The organism is Xanthomonas citri pv. citri (assembly GCF_000961215.1).
In the GTDB taxonomy this organism is placed as follows: Bacteria; Pseudomonadota; Gammaproteobacteria; order Xanthomonadales; family Xanthomonadaceae; genus Xanthomonas; species Xanthomonas cissicola.
Genome location: NZ_CP008998.1, coordinates 4,338,744 through 4,361,696 on the forward strand (window position 1 = coordinate 4,338,744; position 22,953 = coordinate 4,361,696).

Sequence of the window (22,953 nt, forward strand, 5' to 3'; positions counted from 1 at the left end):
ATGTCGTCAGCGGGTGCACGCCAGGCTGCCAAAGTTCACGTTTTCGTTGCCAAGTCCCGGGCTCACCACAAGGTGGTGGCAGCGAAGCCGATGCAGGTTGCCAGCACCACGATGCCGGCGATCACGCCGCGGAAGACCCATTCCCCCTCGCGGCGCAGCTGCTCGTCCATCCAGCGCTGCGCTTCCTCGCGCCAGGCGGTGGACCGTGTGTAATCGGAATCCAGCAGCAACAGGCGCACCCGCGCCACCCCCAACTGTGCGCATTCGACGCGGCAGCGCTGGCTGAAGCCGTCTTCCCCAGTGGCAATCTGCGCGCCCACCGGCAGTTGCAATTCGAGTTCATGCCTGGACATAACGGGGACGCTCCTGATCAAGCTCGTGTTCCAGCGCCATGCGCGCCAGCTGGGTGTAGTTAGCGCGCGGACCCTGTCCACGGCCGGTGAGCATCCCCTGGTAGTCTAGGTCGTGCCAGACCCGGCCGGTCCACTCCACGCAATCTTCGGCAATGACCAACATCAGCGAATAGCGGTAGTCCAGGCCATTGGCCGCGGTATAGGTGTAGACCGGCGGGAACTGCACGGCCACATCCACCTGGCGCGCCAACGCCGCCAGATGCTCGCGGAGCGCATCACGCGGATCGGCACCCGGCTCCAGTTGCAACGCGCGCGTGGCCAGGTCCAGGTCGACCTCGCTCTGCAGTGCCACGAAGGCGGCCGCACCGGACGCGGGGTTGTGACCGTGCTGTTTGGCCCAGTCGATGAATTGCAAACGCACGTCCGACGGCATGTGTGCCGGCGCCGAAGACGCTGATTTTGTGCGGAAAGAGTGGGTGTCCATGCTGGTGATCTTCCGGGCTGTGCCGTGAAGCGCGGGCGCAGGCGCAGTGAACCTGCCGTCATGGCTTTGCGGTGCGGATTAACCGCGCGGCAACGTGGTCGCGAACCCAGGCGTGCAGCGCGTTGCGGGCTCTCGGAAGCACCCCCACACTGCGAGAACAGCCGATACACAACGTACCTTCCGCTTGGAGGCTTTCGATGAAACGTTCCACTCTTTCCGGCGCCAGCCTGCTGCTGGCTGGCTTGCTTGCGGCGACCGGCGTGCAGGCCGGGGTGCGCACCGTCACCGACCCCGATGCGCCGCGCGCGCTCAGCGGCGATGGCAAGGTGGATGTGCGCTGGACCGACCCTGCGCAGTTCTCCGAGGTGCGCTTCAGCGGCAACCGTTGGGAGGCGCAACGTGGCGATTGGGTGACCCAGCTGGCCACCCACTTTCAGCAGAGCGCAGCGCGCCAGTTGCCCGATGGCCAGCACCTGAGCGTGACCATCACCGACATCCGCCGCGCCGGCCAGTACGAGCCCTGGCACGGGCCGCGCATGCAGGACGTGCGCGTGGTCAAGGACATCTACCCGCCGCGCCTGAGCTTCACCTACACGCTCACCGGTGCCGATGGCCGCGTGATCGACCAGGGCGAACGCAAGCTGGTGGATTCGGCCTTTCTGATGAGCGGACCGCGCCTGACCGACAGCGACCCGCTGCGCTTCGAGAAGGCGATGATCGACGACTGGGTGCGCAAGCAGTTCCGCGCTGATCGCAGTACGGCTGGGTTGTGATTGATTGGTGCTGACGGCGCCGTAACAGCAACTCGGCCTCGAATGACAACGGCGCGTGGCGACGCGCCGTTTTTGTCTGTCGGCGCCCTAAAGCCCCTCTCCCCTCGGGGCGGAAAGGCACTGCTTGCGCGCCACTGGCGCGTGCCTTGGAGCGCTCGCGCTGCTAGCGCGGGCCGGGGGTTGGTGTGAGGATACGAGCAAGCCCACGTGTTGTTCGAAGTGCATGTGGCTTCGCACGTCCCCTCATCCGCCTCTTCGGGCACCTTCTCTCCATGAAGGAGCACGATGTCCCGGTGGGAGAAGGGATACCTCAACGCGTGACTCCCTCCTTCGCTGCTGCCTCGCCCATATACACCCGCGGCACCCGCTTGAGCCCGCACAGCAGTTGGTACGCGCTGACGTTGCATTGCGCGGCCAGTGCGCCGACCTGCGGTGCATCACCCCACAGCTGCACCGGCGTGCCGATGTCGGCCTGCGGGTGGTCGGTGAGGTCCACGGTGAGCATGTCCATCGAGACGCGACCGGCCAACGGACAGACCTGGCCGTCCACCAGCACCGGGGTGCCGTTGGGTGCGAACTGCGGGTAGCCGTCGGCATAGCCCATCGCCACGACGCCGACACGCGTCGGCCGCTCGGCAACAAAGCGTGCGCCGTAGCCCACCGGTTCGCCGGCCGGCAGCTCGCGAACCGAAATGATGCGCGAGCGCAGCGTCATCACCGGGCGCAGCTGCGCGGTGTTTTCGGTGTCCTGCGGGAACGGGTTGGCGCCGTACAACATCAGCCCCGGGCGCGACCAGTCGTTGCGCAGCGCCGGCCAGCCGAGCAGGCCGGGCGAATTGCGCAGGCTGGTTTCCGCGCGCATGCCGCCTGCGGTGAGCGCAAAGGCCACCGCCTGCTCGTCGGTGCGGCTGCAGTCCAATTCGTCGGCACGCGCCAGATGGGTCATCAGCACCAGCGAGGCGATCTGCGGCAGCCCCCGCAGGCGCAACCAGGCGGCGCGGAAATCTTCCGGCGACAGACCCAGCCGATGCATGCCGCTGTCCAGCTTCAACCATACCCGCAACGGCCGCGGGCTCTGGAACTCGGCCAGCGCGCGCACCTGCTGCGGCGTGGCAGCCACCGTCCACAGGTCGTGCTCGGCGATCAGGCGCAGCTCGTCGTGTTCGAAGAATCCTTCCAGCAACAGGATCGGCGCACGGATGCCGGCCTGGCGCAGTTCCAGCGCCTCTTCGATGCAGGCCACTGCAAAGCCATCGGCTTCCGGCTCCAGCGCCTGCGCGCAGCGCACTGCACCGTGTCCGTACGCGTCGGCCTTGACCACCGCCAGCGCCTTGCTGCCGCCCAGGCGCTTGGCCAGGCGGTAGTTGTGGCGCAATGCCTCCAGATCGATCGACGCTTGCGCAGGACGCACTACGCGGCCTCCCGATGCGGGCGCACGCTGCGCGGCGACAGGTAGCGGAACACGTCCAGGCCTTCGGTATCGATCTCGGGCGTGCGGCCCTGCATGAGGTCGGCCAGATAGCGCCCGGAACCGCAGGCCATGGTCCAGCCCAGCGTGCCGTGACCGGTGTTGAGGAACAGGTTGGCATACGGCGTGGCGCCGACCACCGGGGTGCCATCCGGGGTGGCCGGCCGCAAGCCGGTCCAGAACTCGGCCTGGGCCAGATCGCCGCCGCCGGGGAACAGGTCGTTGACCACCATTTCCAGGGTGGCGCGACGACGCGGATTCAAGGACATGTCGAAGCCGGCCACCTCGGCCATGCCGCCGACGCGGATACGGTCGTCGAAACGGGTGAGCGCGATCTTGTAGCTCTCGTCCAGCACCGTAGAGGTCGGCGCGCGCTGCGCATCGACGATCGGGATGGTCAGCGAATAGCCCTTGAGCGGGTACACCGGCAAATGCAGGCCGAGCGAGAGCAGCACGTCGGCCGAATAGCTGCCCAGCGCCAGCACGTAGCGGTCGGCGGTCTCGATGCGGCCATCGATCTGCACGCCAGTGATTTGGCCGCCGGCATGCTCCAGCCGCTCGATCTGCTGCCCATAGCGGAACGTGACACCTGCCTGCGTGGCCAGTTCGGCCAGGCGTTGGGTAAACAGGCGGCAGTCACCGGTCTGGTCTTCGGGCAGGCGCAACGCGCCGGCCATCTGCGCGCCGCCGCCGGCCAGGCCAGGTTCGAACTGCGCAATCTGCGCCGGGCTCAGCAGCTCGTACGGCACCCCGTACTGGGCCAGCACTTCGATGTCCTGCGCGGCCGCGTCCAGCTGCTGCTGGGTGCGGAACAACTGCGTGGTGCCCAGCTGGCGGCCTTCGAATTCGATGCCGGTCTCGGCGCGCAAGGCGTTGAGGCAATCGCGGCTGTAGTCGGACATGCGCACCATGCGCGCCTTGTTCACCGCATAGCGCTCGGCGGTGCAGTTGCGCAGCATCTGGCTCAGCCAGGCCAGCTGGCGCAGGTCGCGGGTGGGGCGGATCGACAGCGGTGCGTGCTGCTCGAACAGCCACTTCACCGCCTTGCCAGGCACGCCGGGTGCGGCCCAGGGGGAGGTGTAGCCGAACGACAGCTGGCCGGCGTTGGCGTAGCTGGTCTCCAGCGCCGCCGCCGGCTGGCGGTCGACCACGGTCACTTCGCAACCGGCCTGCGCCAGGTACCACGCACTGGTCACGCCGATGACGCCGCTACCGAGAATGAGCACACGCATGTCGTTCTCCTGAAAAGGGCATTCCCCCAGAACTACGCACAGAGGGGGACAGTTAGACGCAGTATATTGCGAGCCAGGCAGTGCCATTTCTGGAATCAGCACGGCTTTGCAGTGAAACTTCCTGCCAAACCTTGCCGAGACAAACCCCATGAGCATCCGCGCCCGCGAGCTGGACAAGATCGACCGCAAGATCCTGCGCATCCTGCAGCAGGAGGGGCGGATTTCGTTTACCGAACTGGGCGAGCGGGTCGGCCTATCGACCACGCCGTGCACCGAGCGCGTGCGACGGCTGGAGCGCGACGGCGCCATCACCGGCTATTACGCGCGGCTGGACCCGCACTACCTCAAGGCCAGCCTGCTGGTATTCGTGGAGATCAGCCTGGCCTACAAATCCGGCGATATCTTCGAAGAATTCCGCCGCGCCGCGCTAAAGCTGCCCAACGTGCTGGAGTGCCACCTGGTCTCCGGCGACTTCGACTATCTGCTCAAGGCGCGCATCAGCGAGATGGCGTCCTACCGCAAGTTGCTCGGCAGCACCTTGCTGACCATGCCGCATGTGCGTGAATCCAAGAGCTACATCGTGATGGAAGAGGTCAAGGAGACGCTAGCGTTGCCGATCGCCGATTGAGCCGGGATTCGGGATTCGGGATTCGGGATTCGGGATTCGGCGGTTGGCGGTTGGCGGTTGGCGGTTGGCGGTTGGCACCAGCAGATTGCGCCGCTGCTGTCAGCGCACCACGCGCATGCCATCGCCCGCCGGTACCGCGTCGTAGTAGCGGCCGGTCTTGGTATCCAGCACCCGGTTGGCGCCGGCCGGCTGCATGCCCTGCAGCAAGCGGCCATTGCGGTCGTAGACCATCGGCTTGGTCGGCGCCACCTGGCTGCCCGCAGGCGCGATCGGCGTTTGTGCCGGCCCGTGCGTGGGGATGCTCGGCGCGACCGGACGTTGCCCCAGCTGCGAGGGCACCGGTGCGGTGGAAGGCGCCGGCTGCAGCGCGCGCGGCGGCGTCACCGTGGGCTGGACGGGCGTCGGCGTGGTGATGGGCTGCAAGGTCGTGGACGAGCGCGTGGTGGTGGCCGACTGCGCCGCCACCGCGCCGGCCATCGTCAGTAGAACGCACAGCAGAACGCGGCGGCTTGATGCGTGGATCGCCATGACAGGCACCTTGCGTGTTTCGACGGTCATGCAGTGATTGGGGCGCAAGGACGCTGCGACAATGCATGCGACCGGCCGGGGGATGAACGCTTTCGCAAGGTGGTTGCGGTGCGAAGAAGGGCTGACCTCCGCCGCAGTGGCGGGCTGTTGGCTGCGTCTCAACGGTTGAACCACCCCGACAATGCCCACATCACGGAAGCAGGCGCCGGCACCCCGCTGGCGAGCGCATGCGAGAACCCCATGAGCCAGTTCGATCTGACCCCTCCCTCCCCCGCCCAACGCGATGCCCTGATCGCCGGGCTCAGCGACGAGGAACAGCGCGTGCTGCTGCACCATGGCACCGAGGCGCCGTTCTGCGGGGTGTTCCTGGACAACAAGCTGGACGGTGTCTACACCTGCCGGCTGTGCGGCCTGCCGTTGTTCCGTTCCAGCGCCAAATTCGAGTCCGGCACCGGCTGGCCGAGCTTCTTTGCGCCTTACGACCCTGCCCATGTGCGCGAGATCCGCGACACCAGCTACGGCATGATCCGCACCGAAATCGTGTGCGCGCGCTGCGACAGCCATCTGGGCCATGTGTTCCCGGACGGCCCGCCCCCCACTGGCGAGCGCCACTGCCTGAACTCGGTCTCGCTGGGCTTCACCGAAAACGGCCAGGCCCTGCCGAACCCCCTGCATCGCCGAGGCGCCGAGGCGCAGGCGGCCTGATGGCCCGCGTACCTGCGAGGACACGGCCATTGCAGTGCCTGGAGGTGCTCGACAACGCCTCCCTGCGCTTTTGTGCGCTGAGGCCAGCACCGCTCACGGGTGCTTCGAGCCGGCGATAGCGCTGTGAAAATCGGTTGCGGCGCGAGAACTCCAGACACGGCTTGATTTCCGTACGGGCGGCCACACGCAGGCTACGTCCCAGCCGCCACAACCCGGCGGCGATCCCGACCAGGCAGGAGTCCGCAGATGCATACGTCCTCATCCCTGCTGCTTACCGGCCTGCTGTCCGCCGCTCTCGCCGGCTGCAGCGCAGGTAGCCCGCCCCCGGCAGCGCGGGACGCCAAGCCCGCACAAGCGCAGCCAGCCGGCATCCAAGCCGATGCCCGCCCGCTTGCCACAGGCACCGACGCCAGCGTGACCGGCCCGCTGCCGCGTCCGGCCAAGACGCCCGCCCCAGCCGCGGCGGCTGCCGACCCCACGCTTCCTGCGCAGACGGTGGCCTGGCGCTGCGGTCCGCGCACGATCGCGACACGCTTCGACGCGGCCACCGATACCCTGCAGCTGACCCTCGAAGGCCGCACGCTGATCCTGCTCAGTGCCCAGGCGGCATCCGGGGCGCGCTTTGCCGATGCGCAGGGCAACCAATTCTGGGAACACGCCGGCGAATCGACGCTGTCGCTGGCAGGCGGCGAGGCGCTTAAATGCGTGCATGAGACCGCCACCACAATCGGCTAGACATTCAGCGACAACGCACGTCTTCACGCCGTGCGCTTCAAGAATCGGCTGCGCAAGCCGAAACCACTAGCAACCCCAGTTTGCTTCCGGCTGCGCCATGCTCATCATCGTTGGCTTCATCGTCGTCATCGTCAGCGTCCTCGGCGGCTACGTGCTGTCGCACGGAAAGCTGGGCGCGCTGTGGCAGCCGTACGAGCTGATGATCATCGGTGGCGCGGCATTGGGCGCCTTCCTGGTCAGCACGCCGGGCAAGATCGTCAAGGAAACCCTCAGCGGCATCATGGGCGTGTTCAAGGGCCCGCAGTACAAGTCCGACGACTACAAGGACACCCTGAGCCTGATCTACGAGCTGCTGAACAAGGCGCGCCGCGATGGCTTCATGGCGTTGGAAGACCATGTCGAAAAGCCGCAGGACAGCACCATCTTCGGCAATTACCCCAAGGTGGTGGCCGACCATCACCTGCTGGACTTCATCACCGACTGCCTGCGCCTGATGATCGGCAGCAACATCGAGCCGCACGAGCTGGAACCGCTGCTCGAACTGGAACTGGAAAAACACCATCACGAAGCTCTGGCACCTTCGCATGCGCTGAGCAAGGTGTCCGACGGCCTGCCCGGCTTCGGCATCGTGGCGGCGGTGCTCGGCATCGTGATCACCATGGGCTCGATCGGCGGGCCAATCGAAGAGATCGGCCACCACGTCGGCGCCGCGCTGGTCGGCACCTTCCTCGGCATCCTGCTGGCCTACGGCTTCGTCTCGCCATTGTCGGCGGCGATGGAAGCGCGTGCCGAGCAGGACGGGCGCATCTACGAAGCGGTCAAGACCGCGCTGCTGGCGTGCCTGCGTGGCTACAACCCGAAGATTGCGCTGGAATTCGCGCGCAAGACCCTGCCCTCCAATGTGCGTCCGAGCTTCGGCGATTTCGAAACGCACCTGAAGACGATCAAGTAGGGCCACGGTCATGGCCGAGGCCAAATCCACCGTCATCATCAGACGGGTCAAGAAGGTACAGGGCGGCGGCCATCATGGCGGCGCCTGGAAGGTGGCTTTTGCCGACTTCGTGACCGCGATGATGGCCTTCTTCCTGGTGCTGTGGCTGATGGCGGCCACCACCAAGGAACAGCGCGCGGCGATCTCCGAATACTTCCGCAACCCCAGCCCGCTGTCCGGCAAATCGCCAGCGCCTTCGCCCGGCATGAACGGACCCGGCGGCGCCAGCACCTCGATGATCAAGCTCGGCGGTACCGCCGACATGGCCAAGGGGCAGAAGGACGAAATGGGCCGCAAGCGCGACAACGCGGCCGATACCGACGTGGACAGCCGCGCCAAGGACAAGAAGCGCCTGGAAGCGCTGATGCAGGACCTGAAAGAGGCCATCGACAAGAGCCAGGCGCTGGAGCCGTTCAAGGACCAGTTGCTGCTGGACCTCACGCCCGATGGCCTGCGCATCCAGATCGTGGACAAGCAGAACCGCCCCATGTTCGACATCGGCCGCGACCAACTCAAGCCGTATACGGTGGCGATCCTGCGCGAGCTGTCCAGCTTCATCAATCAAGTGCCCAACCACATCAGCATCACCGGCCATACCGACACCACCGCCTACAGCAGCGATGCCGGCTACACCAATTGGGAACTCAGCGCCGACCGCGCCAATGCCGCGCGCCGCGCCCTGGTGGCCGGGGGCATGTCCGATGCCAAGGTGACGCGCGTGGTGGGGCTGTCCTCGTCGGTGCTGTTCGACAAGACCGATCCGCAGAACCCGATCAACCGCCGCATCAGTATCGTGGTGATGACCCAGGACGCCGAAAACGCGGCCCTGGCCGGCGCCGGACAAGGCGTGGCCCTGGGCAAATCGCTGCACGATGCCGACACCCAGGTGCCGGATCTGAGCGGCGCCGCGGCCACCGGCACCGCCACCGTGGGGACGCCTGCCGAAGGCGCAAAACCAGCCACGGCCCCGCCAGTCGCTGCGGCGGCCCCGGCCCTGGCATCGGCAGGAACTGCTGCTGCGCGTCCGGCAGGACCACGCATGTCTTCCAGCGCGCAGGTGGCCTCTGCCACGGCGCTCGCCAAAGCGGCTGAAGCGGCGGTGGAGAAGCAGTAACGCGGGGCGGGAGGCCTGGAGGCGCAGGCGGCGATTGGGATTTGCCAGGAAATCGCCCCCACGGAACATGGCCTGCGGTTGTTCGGGCTTGGCGTACTGGTGGCGGCTCCTCGGTCGGTGCCTGCAAAGACGGTGCGTCCCGCCGGCCCGGCCGCCGCCACGGGCCAACTCCGCTACGCATCGCATCGTGCGGCGCACGCTCTAGAATGGCCGGCCATTCCCAGCGTCGAGAACACCGTGTCCCGCAATTCCAAGGCCAAGCGCGACAAGCGCAAGAAGCAGCAGCCCAAGCGCCCCTTCGTCCGTCTGGGCCAGGCGCCCCAGGTCACCAACCATGCCGTGCTGCAGGACGCCGATGGCCGCGTGGTCGCCGCGATCGGCCTGCAGGGTGGCAGCGAGTGGATGTTGTCGATCGGCGGCCAGACCATGGGCAGTGCCGACAACCCGGTCCCGATGCTGGCCATGCTCAAGCACCTGGCCAACCTGCAGGAAGCCGAAGGCAAGACCATTTCGCTGGAATATTCGACCCAGCTGCAGCAGATGATCGACGACCTGGCCGCCGACGAAGGCCAGACCGCCGAGGAATACCTGACCAAGCTGGTGTCCGAGTTCCAGAACGCCGATGCGGATGAAGACGGCGACGCGGAAGACGCAGCAGAGGACGCCGGCACCGAGGCCGGTGCTGACGACGTGGCTGAAGACGACACTGCCAGCGCCACCGACAGTGCTGCAGACGCCAGCGACGAGGCGTCCGACACTGCAACGGACGAGCCCGACGGCGACAGCGCGGGCAAGAAGCCGAAGACGTCCAAGAAGGCCTGACCCGGCCGATGGCCGTCTATGTCGACGATGCGGTGCACCTGTGGCGCGACCAGCGCTGGGCGCACCTGCTCGGCGATACGCTGGACGAGCTGCATGCCATGGCGGCGCGGCTGGGCATTCCCCGCCGCGCTTTCCAGAACAAACTCAGCGGTGCGCACTACGACGTGCCCGCACCGCTCCGCCTTGAGGCCATTGCCTTCGGCGCCATTCCCATCTCCCGCCACACCGACCGCGCACTGCTCAAGGCCTTGATCGCCAATGCGCGGGCGCAGGCGCGGGCCGAAGCGCCCTGAGGCAGGGGATTGGAGAATCGGGATTAGGGAGTCGCAACGGCGGTGGCCGCAACCTGATTGGCGGCTCGCCGTTGTAGGAGCGCGCCCGAGCGCGAGGGGCTGTCCCGGTGCCCCCCGTCGCGCGCAGGCACGCTCCTACGTGGCAATCGCTGGGCCGTGCATGCGTCCTGGTAAAGAGGCCTGCAACTTCACGACGTCGGCTTCCCCTCCGCACCACGACGGCTCGCTGTTGTAGGAGCGCGCCCGAGCGCGAGGGGCTGTCCCGGTGACGCCCGTCGCGCGCAGGCACGCTCCTACGTGGCAATCGCCGGGCCGTGGACCATGCCTGCGCGGCTGACCCTACCGGCACCACGCGCTAGGCGTGCTGCCGCGGAGTGCGCACTACCACGGCTCGACACGCCCTACACACCCACAGACCGCTCCCGCGATTCCCGATTCCCGATTAACATTCAAAACGCCTCATTCCCCAGCCGCACTTCCACCCCCAGCAACGAGGTCAGCGCCAGCATGGCGTCGTCGTCGCGGCTGAGCGCAATCCAGCCGGCGTAGGCATCGCAACCGGTGTTCCAGTTCCACAGCGAGTAGCCGTGCTCGCGCAGGCGGTCGAATGCCACCGCCATCAAATCGGGGACCTCCAAGTTGCCGGCGAAGTCTTCGTCGTCCAGGTCGCCGCCCCAGTCGATGCGCAGGTTCCAGCGCGCACTGAGTTCGTCGATGGCGGCGATGAACGCATCGGCGTCCTTCCAGTCCACATAGAAGCCCGAGCGCCAGTCGATCACGTCCTTCAGCGCCCACAACCAGGCGTCGTCGCCTGCGTCGTGATCGACCTCGGCCTGCGTTTCGCGCCAGGCGTCGAACTGGGCCAACGCGGTGTCCTCGTCGCCGGGGTTGATCAGCAACAGCAGGTTCCACACCCGCGCCGGATGGTCATCCACATCGTCTTCGTCGCCCTCGGGCTGCAGGCCTTCGTCGTCTTCGTAGTCGGCACTGTTGTCAGGCATTGCGGTCTCGTTTGCTGGAGTGCAGGGGCAGAAGTGTGAGGCCTGACGGCGCGCAAGCAAACCGATTGGCGCACGTCACCGCGTCGCCAGGACTGGTCTTCCCGGCGCAGGCCCGTATCCTGTGCGGCCGAAGACGGCTATCCCGGCCGCCATGACGCCTTTCCCATGAGCGATACCCCTCCCGATCACCTGGCCATCGACGCACGCAGCCCGTTCCATAATGCCGATGCCCTCAACCGCGGCGTCGGCGTGCGCTTCAACGGTGTCGAACGCGACAACGTGGAGGAATACTCGGTCAGCGAAGGCTGGATCAAGGTGCAGGTCGGCAAGGCGCGCGACCGTCGCGGCAACCCGATGACGATGAAGATCAAGGGCGAAGTGGTGGCCTATTACCTGGACAGCAAGGACGGCGCCAAGGCTGCCGAGTAAAAGCAACGGACAACACGACTTCACACAACGCTGCTGCAGGTCGGCTGATCTGTGCCCTGGCCGCAGGGCCCTCGCCGCCCACCGAAGCCGGACACGTAGCGGCATCCATGCCGCCAAGGGTCCCGCGACGGTGGGCCGGCAAGGACCAGTCAAGTTGGTCGGTGCGCAGAGCTTTCAACAAAGCCGCCGGGAAACTGTCTGGTGCGGTGTCCTCACCGCTTGCGGGCTCGATGGCGGCATGGATGCCGCCATCGAGCCCGCACGGATGGGTTTACGGCGTGTCCCGCGAGCGGTGAGGGCACCGCGCATTCGACCCACTCAGCGCCTTACCAGGACACCTGCCGGCATCCACCAGAATGCGGCCAACCAAACCATTGCATCCACCACTCACGCCTTGAGCCGATATTCGCTGCGGAAGATCGCCGCCACGATGCCCAGGCACACCAGCAGGAACAGGAACGTCATGCCGGTGCTCACTGCGATATGCACATCGGCCCTGCCGTAAAAACTCCAGCGGAAGCCGCTGATCAGATACACCACCGGATTGAACAGCGTGACCTTCTGCCACAACGGCGGCAGCATGTTAATCGAATAGAAACTGCCGCCCAGGAAGGTCAGCGGCGTCACCACCATCAGCGGAATCACCTGCAATTTTTCGAAGCCATCGGCCCAGATGCCGATGATGAAACCGAACAGGCTGAAGGTCAGCGCGGTGAGCACCAGAAAGCCCAGCATCCACACCGGGTGCGCGATCTCATACGGCACGAACAGCCGTGCGGTCAGCAGGATCAACAACCCCAGCATCACCGACTTGGTCGCCGCCGCGCCCACGTAGCCGATCACGATCTCCCACCACGCCACCGGCGCGGACAGCACCTCGTAGATGGTGCCGGCCCAGCGCGGCATGTAGATGCCGAACGAGGCGTTGGAAATGCTCTCGTTGAGCAGCGACAGCATCACCAGGCCGGGAATGATGAAGGCGCCGTAGCTGATGCCGTCGATATCGCCCATGCGCGAACCGATCGCGGCCCCGAACACCACGAAGTACAGCGAGGTCGACAATACCGGCGAGGCGATCGACTGGGTGAGCGTGCGGAAGGCGCGCGCCATTTCGAAACGGTAGATCGCTGCAATCGCATGCACATTCATGCGCGCACCTCCTGCTGACGTGCGCCATGCACCAGGTTGACGAAGATCTCTTCCAGCGAACTTTCGCTGGAATGCAGATCCTTGAAGTCGATGCCCTGCTCGTTGAGCCGGCGCAGCAAGGCACCGATGCCGGTCTGCTCGGCCTGGGTGTCGAAGGTATAGATCAGGTTACTGCCGTCGGCCGCCAGCTCCAGCGGCAGATCGGCCAGCGCGGCGGGCAGCGCCTGCAACGGCGCCTGCAGGCTCAGCGTGAGCTGCTTCTTGCCCAGCTTGCGCATCAGCGTGCGCTTGTCTTCCACCAATACCAGCTCGCCGCGATTGATGACACCGACGCGGTCGGCCATGTCTTCGGCCTCTTCGATGTAATGGGTGGTCAGGATGATGGTGGTGCCATGCTCGCGCAGCCGCCGCACCATCTGCCACATGTCGTGACGCAGCTCCACGTCCACACCGGCCGTGGGCTCGTCCAGGAACAGGATGCGCGGCTCGTGGGCGAGCGCCTTGGCGATCAGCACACGCCGCTTCATGCCGCCGGAGAGCGTGGAAATCTTGTTGTTGCGTTTCTCCCACAGCGACAGCTCGCGCAGGATGGTTTCCAGATATTGCGGATTGGCCGGCTTGCCGAACAGCCCGCGACTGAAACGTACCGTGGCCCACACCGTTTCGAACGCATCGGTGGCCAGTTCCTGCGGCACCAGGCCGATGCTGGCACGCGCGGCGCGGTAGTCGCGCACGATGTCGTGCCCGTCGGCCAGCACACTGCCGGTGCTGGGGTTGATCAAGCCGCAGATGATGCTGATCAAGGTGGTCTTGCCGGCGCCGTTGGGGCCGAGCAGCGCGAAGATCTCGCCACGCCGGATCTCAAGATCCACCTGTTTGAGCGCCTGGAAACCGCCGGCATAGGTCTTGCTCAAGCCCTGGATGGAAACGATCGAAGTCATGGGTTTGGCACGGGAACGATAAGCGCCACAGGGTAGGCCGTGCGCCATGAAAATGGCAGCAGTGCGGGTGGGATAGTGTCTCCCGACACGCGCGCAGGAGCGTGAGCGAACTGGGCTGCGCACGCACGCTGCATCTGGCTGTTGGCGTATCTCCATGTAGGAGCGCGCCTGAGCGCGATGGGCTTTTCCACCAACGCCCCATCGCGCTCAGGTGCGCTCCTACCCAAACACGGCAACCGCCGTGGCTCTTGCGATTCCCCAATCCCGATTCCCGATTACCGCGCGCATCAGCGCGCTCAAGCGCGCTTGCGCGACTCGATCAGATCCAGGTTGCGCACCAGCCGTCGCGACAGGTCGTCGGAAATCTCGCGTCGTCGCGCAAGCTTGAACAACTCATTGCGCTCGGCCACCAATGCCGCATGGCGGAACTGACGCAGCGCCTTTTCGTAGGCAACCGCCTCTTCCGGATCGGTCTCGGCCATGTCCACCGCGCCGAGCTTGCGCTGATAGCGCTGGCTCACCTGGTTGGCCGCTGCGTTGTAGCGCTCGGCATGCTTGCTGCCGTCCACCAGCCGCTGGCGCAGTTTTTCCACTGCCTCCAGCGCCGCCTGCGAAGCGGCCTTCACGGCTAGGTCTTCCTTGAGTTGCTCGTCTTCTTCCTCGGGCAGTTCCAGACCGCGCAACAGGCGCGGCAACGCGACGCTGGCCACCAGCAGCGACACCAGGATCACCGAGGCGGCCAGAAAGATCGCCAACTGGCGGGCCGGAAATGGCGAGCCGTCCTCCAGCATCAATGGCAGCGTGAGCACGCCGGCCAGGGTGATCGCACCGCGCACGCCGGCCAACGATACCGCCACCACGATTCGCCACGGCGGGCTGACATGCGCCTCGCCGCGCCGTTGCGCCTTGAAGATGTTCCAGCGCAGCGACAGGAACACCCACACGAAGCGCAACGCCATCAAGCTAGCGCTGATGGTGGCCACGTACACCGCCAGCCACCACGGATTGAGGTGCCCGGCCTCCTGGACGCTGCGCACCGCACCGTCCAGGATGCCCGGCAACTGCTCGCCCAGCAGCACGAAGATGATGCCGTTGAAGGTGAACTGCACCGTGTCCCACACCGCCGACCGCTGCAGGCGCATGTTGCCCGGCGCGTTGCCGGCCATTTCCACATAGCTCATGGTGACGCCAGCGGCCACTGCGGCCAGGATGCCGGACGCGTGGAAGGCTTCGGCCAGCAGATACGCTGCAAATGGGGTGAGCAGGTTGACCAGGATCGCCGAACCGGGCTCCTCGCCGAAATGCCGCCAGATCCAGGCCTGGATGCGGCTCAACCCAAAGGTCGTCGCCACGCCCAGGGCCAGGCCGGCCAGCGCCACCCACAGAAAGGTCAGCGAAGCGGCCGCCACCGAGAAGGTCCCGGTCAGCACCGCCGCCACCGCGAACTGGAAACACACCAGGCCCGAGGCGTCGTTGAGCAACGACTCGCCTTCCAGGATGTGCATCAGGCGCTTGGGAATCGGCACCTTGGAGGCGATCGAGGACACCGCCACCGGATCGGTCGGCGAAATGATCGCCGCCAGCGCGAATGCCACGGCCAGCGGCATCGCCGGTATCAGCCAATGAATGAAGAAGCCGGCGCCAATCACGGTGAAGATGACCAGCCCCAACGCCAATTCCAGAATGGCCGCCTTGTCGCGGAACAAGCCTTGCTTGGGAATGCGCCAGCCATCCAGGAACAGCAGTGGCGGCAGGAACAACAGGAAGAACAGCTCCGGTTCCAACTCGTGCCCTGCATCGAAAACGCCGGAGACCACCGCGCCCAGGGCGATCTGGACCAACGGCAACGGCAGCGAAAACGGCAGGATGCGGATGAGGTAACCGCTGGCCGCGACCGCCAGCAACATGGCGAGGACGACATCGATCGAATGCATGAAAAACCCGGAATGAAAAAAAGCGGCCGCACGTGCGGCATCGCATATTGCGACGCACAACAACAACGCACCTACCGGACCATACCGTGTTGCACCCGGGGATGAAAACCACCGCATTGCCTCGCACCTTGGCATGTGGGGCGATGCGGCAGGGTTGTTGCGGTTCGGTTCAATTGGCCGGTGCCCGATACGCTGGCGGATGGAGACAGGCGCAATGACGCGCTTCGAGCACGCGTGTCCTGCGGCAAACCGATAGCGCAGCGACGCGATGGAGAGCCGCTGCGGCTCGATCGGTGGCGAACGATGCGATGACGCGCAGGCGTTTCCGCAACCGCGGCCGGCATTTTCGACACGGGCCCGTCTACGCCGGCCGGAGAGTGCGCGAACAGTCGATCCGATCGAGCCGGGGGCATGGATGGGACGTTGCGGTGTGCTGCTGTTTCCTTGGAACGGTCCTCGCCATCGCGCTATGGCCACAGGTGACGCGCGAGCGGGATGCAGCGATCGGCGTCGTATCGCTGCCGGTCCTGGCCCCACTCCTGCACCGGCGCTTGCACTCCGCTGACGCCGCCGTCATCACGCCGAACGCGGTGATGAATGTCAAAACAGCGTGATGCATCCGGCCGTTTCGCAGGCGCGTATTGACGCTACGGTTGCCATCCAGGCGATCGCCAACCCAAAGGATCGATGCCTCATGAAGACTTCATTCCAGTCGCTTGCCGTTGCCACCGCCATTGCCCTGACCAGCGCCCTGGCCCCCGCCTATGCTGCGTCCAATCCGACCGTTGGCGGCGCGCCGATGCTGGTGACCAAGGACATCGTCGACAACGCGGTCAACTCCAAGGACCACACCACGCTGGTGGCTGCCGTCAAAGCGGCCGGCCTGGTCGAGACGCTGAAGGGTCCGGGCCCGTTCACCGTATTCGCGCCGACCAATGCGGCGTTTTCGGCACTGCCGGCCGGCACCGTCGACACCTTGCTGAAGCCCGAATCCAAGCCGACCCTGACCAAGGTGCTCACCTATCACGTGATACCGGGCAAGGTGGATGCGGCCTCGCTGATCGCCAAGATCAAGGCCGGTGGCGGTAGCGCCACGCTGACCACCGTGCAGGGCGAGCCGCTGACCGCCAGGCTCAATGGCAAGAAGGTCACCATCACCGACGTCAAGGGCAACACCGCCAACGTCACCATCGCCGACGTGATCCAGAGCAATGGCGTGATCCACGTGGTGGACAAGGTGCTGATGCCGTAATGGCCTGCAGCCGCACCGCGACGCGTCGTTGCTGACGCACGCACACTGCCATCGGCGGAATGCGATTTTTCCGCCGATGGCGCAGCGCTTTCATGCAGCGCCTCATGGCAAGGGAGGCGCTGCTTTAAAGAGATTGGCCGTCGATGCGGCGAGCGCTTGGCAAGCGCAGACATTGGTCGACATCGACACACACGATGCCTACCAGGAGGCAACACCTGACGACTACCCGGTCGGTTCTGTTTGTCGCTAGTTGATCGGCAACGCCATGCCACGGATCTGCAGTGGATGGCAGTTGATCTGCGAGCGCACCAGCACAGGCGAGGCGTGGTTCAACCATGCTGTGCGTCACGCGGGCCAGCCTCCAGCGACCGCAATCAAACCGCCAAACGGCGGTGAGGGAGTGACCGGCCTGCCGGTGGCTCCGCTTGGTGTCCCGATTCTCCGACACCGTGCGCGTGCCCTTGCACGCGTCTTTTTTTGCCCGTGTGGCGCGCTATTTCCTATCTCGACTGATCGCTGGACGGCGGCGGTGGATCCAGCAACTGACGGAGATCCTCGACAAATCCGCGATACCCTTCTTCGCGCGCATCCGTCGATGGCTGGCGCAATACCCAGGACGGGTGCACCGTGGTCAATACAGGCGTGCCGTCGTCCAGGCGCTGCCATTGCCCGCGTTGCTGCATCAATCGGAAGCGGCTTCCCAACACGGCTTGCGCCGCAGTCGCGCCCAGGCAGACGATCTGCGCCGGACGCAAGTGCGCCCGTTCGGCCTGCAACCACCCGCTGCAGGCCTGCACATGGGTGCGCTCCGGATTGCGATGCAGCCGCCGTTTGCCGCGTTGCTCGAAACGAAAATGCTTGACCGCATTGGTGACGTAGAACGTCTCGCGGTCCACACCCAGCTCGCCTAACGCCATGTTGAACAGGCGCCCGGCGGGCCCGACAAACGGACGACCGCTCAAGTCCTCTTCATCGCCCGGCTGCTCGCCGATCACCATGACCGACGCATCGTCGGATCCTTCGCCGAACACCGTTTGCGTTGCCGGCTGCCACAGTTCGCAACGCCGGCAATCGCGTGCGGCAGTGCGCAACTGCGCCAGGCTTTGGGTTGCCGCTTCCGGCAATGGCGCAGGCGCTGCCGGCACCCGTCGCCGTACCGGCTCGGGCGCGCGCTCGGCCATCTCGCGAACACGCATGCCGGCATCGCGGATCAGCTCCGGCAACAGCGTGGCTTCGGGCAAGTTCTTCCAGTATTTCTGCGGCATTTCCTGCCGCATCATGGTCGGGTTGAGCCGCGCCGGGTTGAAGATATGCGCGTAGTACGTGCGCCAGAGCGTCTCCTGCGCATCGTCGGCGGGTACCTGGGTGCGCACCGCACCTTCGCCGAAGGTCAACGCCTGCCCATCCCAACGCACACTGCGGTACGGGGTCAGGATCGCCCAACGCATGCCGGCAAACCGGCGCGCAAAAAACGGCGCCACGCGATCCACGATCCAGTGCTCGGGCTCGAACCAGGACATGAAGTCTTCTTCTTCCCCGGGCAGGCGACGAAAGCGCACGAAGGCCTTCATTTTGTGGGTATCGCGCTGCACCGCTTTTTGCCATTGCCGTAGCCGGTGCACATCCACATCGGTGGCGCGTTCCAGCAGGGCTTTTTCCCCAGAGGCAACCCGCCACAGCAAGCGATACAACACGGCGTGCCGTTGCGGGTCGCGGTGACACAGCACCGAGGCCGCCAGTTGCATGAAATCCGCAGAGACCCGCGGTGGTGGCACCACGGCCGGCATCGCCAACAGTCCCTGCCCCATCAACAAGCCGCCCTGCGCCCCGCCATTCCAGGCCACATCGTCCGGCTCCACCTGCGCGCACCAGCCTGCCCGCGCCAACGCACGCCATGCTTCAAAACTCCACGCGGGTTCCACCTCGGCGCTGAACATCGTTTGCCTTGCTCTTGTAGGGGTACCGACATGCGCTTTGGAACCGTATGCCCGCGCAATGCCGTTTACCAGGATGCACGCTACCTGCGTTGGCGAGGTCAGATGCGATTGAGCGGAGATTAGGGATTGGGACTTGCGAACGCTGGCACTGGCCAAGGAAGCAGCATCGTTGCGGGCGGAAAATGCTCAGTCGAACAGACTCGCCTGCCGTGGCGCAGGCGCCAACTGCGCACGCAGCCTGACCGGGTCGTCCAGGCGCTGACGCGGATGGTGATCGAGCACGCTCACGAACGGCAGCAGCTTTTTCATCGGTACGCGCAGCCGCGCCAGGTCGCCAACGCGCAAGCGCGCATGCCGCCGCGACAACAACAAGCGCTCCACGTTGCGCGTGCCCAGGCCCGGTACGCGCAGCAGCATTTCGCGCGGTGCCGCATTCAAGTCCACCGGAAACCGCTCGGGGTTGCGCAATGCCCAGGCCAGCTTGGGGTCCACGTCCAGGTCGAGCATGCCGCTGGACTGCGCCGGCGCAATTTCTTCCACGCTGAACTCGTAGAAACGCAGCAACCAGTCGGCCTGATACAGCCGGTGCTCGCGCTGCAGGGGCGGTGCCTGCAACGGCAGCTTGGACGAGGCATCCGGGATGGGGCTGAAGGCCGAGTAGTACACCCGGCGCATGCGGTAATTGCCGTAGAGGTTGTGGCTGGTGTCCAGGATGCTGCGGTCGTTGGCATTGTCGGCGCCGACGATCATCTGCGTGCTCTGCCCGGCCGGCGCGAAGCGTGGCGGCTTGGCGCGGCGCACCGTTTCAGCCTTGCGTTCGAGCTGGTTTTCTTCGATGCGCCAGCGCAGCTCGCCCATCGCCGAGCGAATGCCGCCCACGCTTTTCTCCGGCGCCAGCAACGTCAGGCCCTGTTCGGTGGGCAACTCCACATTGATGCTCAAGCGATCGGCATAGCGTCCGGCCGCCGCTAGCAACTCCGGAGCCGCATCCGGGATGGTCTTGAGATGGATGTAGCCGGCGAAATGGTGCACCTCGCGCAACTGCCGCGCCACTTCCACCAGTTGCTCCATGGTGTAGTCGGAGTTGCGGATGATGCCGCTGGACAGGAACAGGCCTTCGATGTAGTTGCGCTTGTAGAAGTCCAGCGTGAGCGTGACCACTTCTTCCGGCGTGAAGCGCGCACGGCGTACATTGCTGGACACGCGATTGACGCAGTACGCGCAGTCGAAGATGCAAAAATTGGTCAGCAGGATCTTCAACAGCGACACGCATCTGCCGTCGGGCGTGTACGAGTGGCAGATGCCCATGCCCTCGGTGCTGCCGATGCCGCCGGTGCCCAGCGAATTGCGCTTATTGGCGCCACTGGAAGCACAGGAGGCATCGTATTTGGCGGCGTCGGCGAGGACGGCGAGCTTGTCGAGGATTTTCACGCGGGCAGCATGCAGCGGTGGCGTCTCAGCCTATGAGACTCGCCTGCACCTGATCGTGAATGCTTCAGAGCGCTGCGGGTTGGCGTGATCCGGCAGCGCGCGACTGCAATGCGAACCCGCTGCCAGCGAACGTGCGACTACGCTCTCCCCATCGGCACTGCAGCTCTTGGCCCAAACATGCCGATGCGCCCACGTCCGCACCCGGCGCTATGCCGCGACCGGGTCCGCCACCTCTGCAGGGCCGTCGAAGCGATACAGATCCATGGCCAGGAAACCCGCATCGATGCCGGCGTCGATGCGCTGCGCACCGAGCCGGTCATCGCCAGCCGCGCCCATCGCCACGTACAGCGGCAGCCAGTGCTCGTCGCTGGGATGCGCGCGTTCGGCATGCGGTGCCTGGCGGCGGTAGTCCAGCAGCGCGGGGATGTCGTCGTCCAGCAGCTTGCGTTCGGTCCATTCGATGAAGGGCCGCACGTACGGCGCTTGCCGCTCGGCGCTGTAGCCGTGGCGGACGTCGTGCAGGTTATGGGTGATGCTGCCCGAGCCGATCACCAGTACGCCGTCATCGCGCAACGGCGCCAGCGCACGGCCCACCGCAAATTGGTGCGCCGGTCCCAGCTCGGGCTGGATCGATAGCGATACCACCGGGATGTCGGCGTCCGGATACAGCAGGCGCAGCGGCACCCAGACGCCGTGATCGAAGCCGCGCTGCGGGTCCAGCTGCGGATGCAGGCCGGCCTGCTCCAGCCGGCGCACGATCTGCTGCGCCAATGCCGGCTCGCCAGGCGCGGGATAGTCCAGCGCATACAACGGCGCCGGGAAGCCGCCGAAGTCGTGAATGGTCGGCGGCCGTAGCGCACCGCTGACCAGCGGGCGACGGCCCAGCCAGTGCGCGCTCGCCACCACGATGGCACGCGGCCGCGGCAACGCGTGCCGCAGGTCGGCCAGGCGCTCGCCGACCTGCCCCGGCTGCAGCGCAGTCATCGGCGAGCCGTGCGAGATATACAGGGAGGGCAAGCGGGTCATGGACAGCTCCTTGATGGATGGAAACAGGCTCAGCGCGATGGCTGCAACGCGAATGCGCCGTCGCCGAGCAACGCCTGCACGATCAGCAGCACCGCCCATAACGCCGGGTATTCCCAGCCGCCACCCGGATTGGAAAAACCGAACCCGTTCGCACCATGCACGCTGACAATCGTGCCCAGCAATAGCGGCACGCCCAGCAGGGCGACCCAGCGCGCATAGAGGCCCAACAGCAGCGAAACGCCAAGGCCGAGCTCCAGCGCCATACTGACGTAGGCCAATGCGCCGGGCAGGCCGAGCGACTGGAAGTACGCCACGGTGCCGGCCGGAGTGAACACCAGCAATTTGGTCAGGCCATGCACCAGGAACAGCACGCCCAGGCTAATACGCAGCAAGGCGGTGCCATAGGCGGAGGTGTGTGGAGATGCGGGGACAGTTGCCATGGGACGGGCTCCGTTGAGGACCGCCACAGCCTATTCCTTACAAAAATCTGATAAATACGCGTGCTTCAGATAATTTATTTCGGCAAAAGGAACAATCGGAGCCGCCATGGATACCCTCGATGCGATGCGCGTGTTCACCGCCGTGGCCGAGCGCAGCGGCTTCAGCGCCGCCGCCGATGCATTGGACCGCTCCACTGCCAGCGTTACCCGCCAGGTTGCCGCGCTCGAACAGCGGCTGGGTACCCGCCTGCTCAACCGCACCACCCGCCGGGTCAGCCTGACCAGTGCCGGTAGCGCCTACTACCAGCGCTGCCTGCAGCTGCTGGCCGATCTGGACGACCTGGAAGCCACCATTGGCGCGCAAGCGCTGGAGCCGGCCGGCGTGCTGCGGGTGAACGCGCCGGTGAGCTACGGCATCGAGCGCCTGGGCGCATTGCTGCCGGGATTTCGCGCGCGCTACCCGCAGGTGGAGCTGGACCTGTCGCTGTCCGACCGCCTGGTCGACATGGTCGAAGAAGGCTTCGACGTCGCCATCCGCATCACCCGCCAGCCGGCGCCGATGTTGATCGCCCGGCAGTTGGGCAAGGTCCGCATCCTGGCATGTGCATCGCCGGCCTATCTGGCGCGTGCCGGGACACCCCAGCACCCATCCGATCTGGCTGGCCACGAATGCCTGCTCTATCACTACTCGCCCAACGGCGATGACGCGCGCTTTCAGGGGCCGCAAAGCGATATCGACGTGCGCCTGCACGGCGGCCTGCGCGCCAACAACGGGCATGTGCTGAACGCTGCCGCGCTGGCCGGGCAAGGCATCGTGATCCAGCCGGATTTTCTGGCCGAACCGCACATCGCAGCAGGGCGTCTGGTACGCATTCTTCCCGAATACGCAATGGGCGAGATCGGCATCTTTGCGGTCTATACCAGCCGCAGCCATCTGGCGCCGAAGGTGCGCAGCTTTATCGATTACCTGGTCGAATGCATGCCCGCGCCGGGGCCTGGTTGAAGGTTGAGGGCCAGGCGAGGAAATACCTCGCGCCAGCCGGCGCGTGCACGCATTCGGGATTCGGGATTCAGTCTGCGCAGGCCAACACCTGTCTCCAGACACCGACATCACAACTGGATCTGGGCTACATGAGGCAGCCACGCACGCGGACCCCACTCAACACCTCGACAGGCGCATAAGCTCCAGCAGGCCTCAGCAACGACCGCGGCAACAGTTCGTCCCGTGCGTGGTCATTCTGCTGTCGCGACCGGTGTGCGCACAATCCGGCTCCCCGTTCAACAGGA

Annotated in this window: 24 protein-coding genes; 11 read left to right on the forward strand and 13 right to left on the reverse strand. The window is 65.7% G+C overall.

Translation table 11 applies throughout. From position 1 onward, the window contains the following. Positions 1-62: 62 nt before the first annotated feature. Both AMD14_RS19045 and AMD14_RS19050 read right to left on the reverse strand, forming a co-directional pair. Positions 63-353, reverse strand: coding sequence for a hypothetical protein (locus AMD14_RS19045; RefSeq protein ID WP_011052444.1), 291 nt, complete (start codon positions 351-353; stop codon positions 63-65). After that, complete coding sequence (locus AMD14_RS19050) at positions 340-786, reverse strand: hypothetical protein (RefSeq protein WP_003489144.1); 447 nt, start codon at positions 784-786, stop codon at positions 340-342. The genes AMD14_RS19045 and AMD14_RS19050 overlap by 14 nt, the downstream gene beginning before the upstream one ends. Before the next feature lie 248 nt (positions 787-1,034). On the opposite strand from AMD14_RS19050, the gene AMD14_RS19055 reads away from it, so the two are divergent. Then, complete coding sequence (locus AMD14_RS19055; protein WP_003489142.1) at positions 1,035-1,610, forward strand: DUF3016 domain-containing protein; 576 nt, start codon at positions 1,035-1,037, stop codon at positions 1,608-1,610. A gap of 310 nt (positions 1,611-1,920) precedes the next feature. On the opposite strand, the gene alr is transcribed toward AMD14_RS19055, so the two are convergent. Together alr and AMD14_RS19065 are read right to left on the reverse strand one after the other, a co-directional pair. Beyond that, entirely contained in the window at positions 1,921-3,021 is a 1,101-nt protein-coding gene (gene alr / locus AMD14_RS19060; protein ID WP_011052446.1) for an alanine racemase, read from the reverse strand. Continuing rightward, the gene (locus tag AMD14_RS19065) at positions 3,021-4,310 is read right to left on the reverse strand and encodes a D-amino acid dehydrogenase (protein WP_011052447.1); all 1,290 of its coding nucleotides are present in this window, start codon (positions 4,308-4,310) and stop codon (positions 3,021-3,023) included. Before AMD14_RS19065 ends, alr begins: the two co-directional genes overlap by 1 nt. Before the next feature lie 148 nt (positions 4,311-4,458). On the opposite strand from AMD14_RS19065, the gene AMD14_RS19070 reads away from it, so the two are divergent. Next, the gene (locus AMD14_RS19070) at positions 4,459-4,938 is read left to right on the forward strand and encodes an Lrp/AsnC ligand binding domain-containing protein (RefSeq protein ID WP_003489137.1); all 480 of its coding nucleotides are present in this window, start codon (positions 4,459-4,461) and stop codon (positions 4,936-4,938) included. Between the two features lie 99 nt (positions 4,939-5,037). On the opposite strand, the gene AMD14_RS19075 is transcribed toward AMD14_RS19070, so the two are convergent. Beyond that, entirely contained in the window at positions 5,038-5,466 is a 429-nt protein-coding gene (locus AMD14_RS19075; RefSeq protein ID WP_040107804.1) for a hypothetical protein, read from the reverse strand. 240 nt (positions 5,467-5,706) lie between these two features. Here AMD14_RS19075 and msrB point away from each other — a divergent pair, with 240 nt between their 5' ends. From msrB to AMD14_RS19105, 6 genes are all read left to right on the forward strand, one after another. After that, positions 5,707-6,171 carry a peptide-methionine (R)-S-oxide reductase MsrB gene (gene msrB, locus AMD14_RS19080; protein ID WP_005911259.1) on the forward strand — a complete coding sequence of 155 codons (465 nt, stop codon included), beginning with the start codon at positions 5,707-5,709 and terminating at the stop codon, positions 6,169-6,171. A gap of 246 nt (positions 6,172-6,417) precedes the next feature. Continuing rightward, positions 6,418-6,906 (forward strand): MliC family protein, encoded by a 489-nt coding sequence (locus AMD14_RS19085; protein ID WP_011052449.1) that lies wholly within the window; start codon positions 6,418-6,420, stop codon positions 6,904-6,906. 97 nt (positions 6,907-7,003) lie between these two features. Then, positions 7,004-7,858 (forward strand): flagellar motor stator protein MotA, encoded by an 855-nt coding sequence (gene motA / locus AMD14_RS19090; protein ID WP_003489127.1) that lies wholly within the window; start codon positions 7,004-7,006, stop codon positions 7,856-7,858. A gap of 10 nt (positions 7,859-7,868) precedes the next feature. Further along, positions 7,869-9,011 (forward strand): flagellar motor protein MotB, encoded by a 1,143-nt coding sequence (gene motB / locus AMD14_RS19095; protein WP_011052450.1) that lies wholly within the window; start codon positions 7,869-7,871, stop codon positions 9,009-9,011. Positions 9,012-9,248: 237 nt separating this feature from the next. Further along, positions 9,249-9,833 (forward strand): hypothetical protein, encoded by a 585-nt coding sequence (locus AMD14_RS19100; protein WP_003489123.1) that lies wholly within the window; start codon positions 9,249-9,251, stop codon positions 9,831-9,833. 8 nt (positions 9,834-9,841) lie between these two features. Further along, positions 9,842-10,126, forward strand: coding sequence for a DUF4031 domain-containing protein (locus tag AMD14_RS19105; RefSeq protein ID WP_003489121.1), 285 nt, complete (start codon positions 9,842-9,844; stop codon positions 10,124-10,126). A gap of 449 nt (positions 10,127-10,575) precedes the next feature. Here AMD14_RS19105 and AMD14_RS19110 read toward each other — a convergent pair whose 3' ends face one another. After that, a complete protein-coding gene (locus AMD14_RS19110; RefSeq protein ID WP_015463639.1) occupies positions 10,576-11,127 on the reverse strand; it encodes a DUF6630 family protein in 552 nt (183 codons plus the stop codon). 165 nt (positions 11,128-11,292) lie between these two features. On the opposite strand from AMD14_RS19110, the gene AMD14_RS19115 reads away from it, so the two are divergent. Beyond that, positions 11,293-11,556 (forward strand): DUF3297 family protein, encoded by a 264-nt coding sequence (locus AMD14_RS19115; protein ID WP_003489117.1) that lies wholly within the window; start codon positions 11,293-11,295, stop codon positions 11,554-11,556. Positions 11,557-11,943: 387 nt separating this feature from the next. Here AMD14_RS19115 and AMD14_RS19120 read toward each other — a convergent pair whose 3' ends face one another. From AMD14_RS19120 to AMD14_RS19130, 3 genes are all read right to left on the reverse strand, one after another. Beyond that, the gene (locus AMD14_RS19120; RefSeq protein WP_015463640.1) at positions 11,944-12,705 is read right to left on the reverse strand and encodes an ABC transporter permease; all 762 of its coding nucleotides are present in this window, start codon (positions 12,703-12,705) and stop codon (positions 11,944-11,946) included. After that, positions 12,702-13,646: an ABC transporter ATP-binding protein gene (locus tag AMD14_RS19125; RefSeq protein WP_011052454.1), complete on the reverse strand. Its 945-nt coding sequence runs from the start codon at positions 13,644-13,646 to the stop codon at positions 12,702-12,704. Before AMD14_RS19125 ends, AMD14_RS19120 begins: the two co-directional genes overlap by 4 nt. Before the next feature lie 296 nt (positions 13,647-13,942). After that, a complete protein-coding gene (locus AMD14_RS19130) occupies positions 13,943-15,580 on the reverse strand; it encodes a Na+/H+ antiporter (RefSeq protein WP_011052455.1) in 1,638 nt (545 codons plus the stop codon). 694 nt (positions 15,581-16,274) lie between these two features. Here AMD14_RS19130 and AMD14_RS19135 point away from each other — a divergent pair. Beyond that, positions 16,275-16,832, forward strand: coding sequence for a fasciclin domain-containing protein (locus AMD14_RS19135; RefSeq protein ID WP_011052457.1), 558 nt, complete (start codon positions 16,275-16,277; stop codon positions 16,830-16,832). A gap of 500 nt (positions 16,833-17,332) precedes the next feature. On the opposite strand, the gene AMD14_RS19140 is transcribed toward AMD14_RS19135, so the two are convergent. The 4 genes from AMD14_RS19140 to AMD14_RS19155 form a co-directional block, all read right to left on the reverse strand. Beyond that, positions 17,333-18,769 carry a UdgX family uracil-DNA binding protein gene (locus AMD14_RS19140; protein ID WP_011052458.1) on the reverse strand — a complete coding sequence of 479 codons (1,437 nt, stop codon included), beginning with the start codon at positions 18,767-18,769 and terminating at the stop codon, positions 17,333-17,335. 186 nt (positions 18,770-18,955) lie between these two features. Continuing rightward, positions 18,956-20,200, reverse strand: coding sequence for a putative DNA modification/repair radical SAM protein (locus AMD14_RS19145; RefSeq protein ID WP_003489593.1), 1,245 nt, complete (start codon positions 20,198-20,200; stop codon positions 18,956-18,958). Between the two features lie 207 nt (positions 20,201-20,407). Then, entirely contained in the window at positions 20,408-21,226 is an 819-nt protein-coding gene (locus AMD14_RS19150) for a dioxygenase family protein (RefSeq protein WP_011052459.1), read from the reverse strand. A gap of 29 nt (positions 21,227-21,255) precedes the next feature. Then, complete coding sequence (locus tag AMD14_RS19155; protein ID WP_011052460.1) at positions 21,256-21,666, reverse strand: DoxX family protein; 411 nt, start codon at positions 21,664-21,666, stop codon at positions 21,256-21,258. A 106-nt stretch (positions 21,667-21,772) separates the two neighbouring features. Between AMD14_RS19155 and AMD14_RS19160 the strand changes: the two genes are divergently transcribed. Continuing rightward, the gene (locus AMD14_RS19160) at positions 21,773-22,669 is read left to right on the forward strand and encodes a LysR family transcriptional regulator (RefSeq protein ID WP_011052461.1); all 897 of its coding nucleotides are present in this window, start codon (positions 21,773-21,775) and stop codon (positions 22,667-22,669) included. Positions 22,670-22,953: the final 284 nt, after the last annotated feature.

Excerpts from the sequence above, each read along its gene's own strand:
- AMD14_RS19075 (WP_040107804.1), bottom strand. The coding sequence starts at position 5,466 with ATGGCGATCCACGCATCAAGCCGCCGCGTTCTGCTGTGCGTTCTACTG.
- AMD14_RS19105 (WP_003489121.1), top strand. The coding sequence starts at position 9,842 with ATGGCCGTCTATGTCGACGATGCGGTGCACCTGTGGCGCGACCAGCGC.
- AMD14_RS19125 (WP_011052454.1), bottom strand. The coding sequence starts at position 13,646 with ATGACTTCGATCGTTTCCATCCAGGGCTTGAGCAAGACCTATGCCGGC.
- AMD14_RS19115 (WP_003489117.1), top strand. The coding sequence starts at position 11,293 with ATGAGCGATACCCCTCCCGATCACCTGGCCATCGACGCACGCAGCCCG.
- AMD14_RS19130 (WP_011052455.1), bottom strand. The coding sequence starts at position 15,580 with ATGCATTCGATCGATGTCGTCCTCGCCATGTTGCTGGCGGTCGCGGCC.
- motB (WP_011052450.1), top strand. The coding sequence starts at position 7,869 with ATGGCCGAGGCCAAATCCACCGTCATCATCAGACGGGTCAAGAAGGTA.
- msrB (WP_005911259.1), top strand. The coding sequence starts at position 5,707 with ATGAGCCAGTTCGATCTGACCCCTCCCTCCCCCGCCCAACGCGATGCC.
- AMD14_RS19085 (WP_011052449.1), top strand. The coding sequence starts at position 6,418 with ATGCATACGTCCTCATCCCTGCTGCTTACCGGCCTGCTGTCCGCCGCT.
- AMD14_RS19065 (WP_011052447.1), bottom strand. The coding sequence starts at position 4,310 with ATGCGTGTGCTCATTCTCGGTAGCGGCGTCATCGGCGTGACCAGTGCG.
- AMD14_RS19155 (WP_011052460.1), bottom strand. The coding sequence starts at position 21,666 with ATGGCAACTGTCCCCGCATCTCCACACACCTCCGCCTATGGCACCGCC.
- AMD14_RS19135 (WP_011052457.1), top strand. The coding sequence starts at position 16,275 with ATGAAGACTTCATTCCAGTCGCTTGCCGTTGCCACCGCCATTGCCCTG.
- AMD14_RS19120 (WP_015463640.1), bottom strand. The coding sequence starts at position 12,705 with ATGAATGTGCATGCGATTGCAGCGATCTACCGTTTCGAAATGGCGCGC.
- AMD14_RS19140 (WP_011052458.1), bottom strand. The coding sequence starts at position 18,769 with ATGTTCAGCGCCGAGGTGGAACCCGCGTGGAGTTTTGAAGCATGGCGT.
- AMD14_RS19150 (WP_011052459.1), bottom strand. The coding sequence starts at position 21,226 with ATGACCCGCTTGCCCTCCCTGTATATCTCGCACGGCTCGCCGATGACT.
- motA (WP_003489127.1), top strand. The coding sequence starts at position 7,004 with ATGCTCATCATCGTTGGCTTCATCGTCGTCATCGTCAGCGTCCTCGGC.
- AMD14_RS19045 (WP_011052444.1), bottom strand. The coding sequence starts at position 353 with ATGTCCAGGCATGAACTCGAATTGCAACTGCCGGTGGGCGCGCAGATT.
- AMD14_RS19160 (WP_011052461.1), top strand. The coding sequence starts at position 21,773 with ATGGATACCCTCGATGCGATGCGCGTGTTCACCGCCGTGGCCGAGCGC.
- AMD14_RS19070 (WP_003489137.1), top strand. The coding sequence starts at position 4,459 with ATGAGCATCCGCGCCCGCGAGCTGGACAAGATCGACCGCAAGATCCTG.
- AMD14_RS19110 (WP_015463639.1), bottom strand. The coding sequence starts at position 11,127 with ATGCCTGACAACAGTGCCGACTACGAAGACGACGAAGGCCTGCAGCCC.
- AMD14_RS19055 (WP_003489142.1), top strand. The coding sequence starts at position 1,035 with ATGAAACGTTCCACTCTTTCCGGCGCCAGCCTGCTGCTGGCTGGCTTG.
- AMD14_RS19050 (WP_003489144.1), bottom strand. The coding sequence starts at position 786 with ATGCCGTCGGACGTGCGTTTGCAATTCATCGACTGGGCCAAACAGCAC.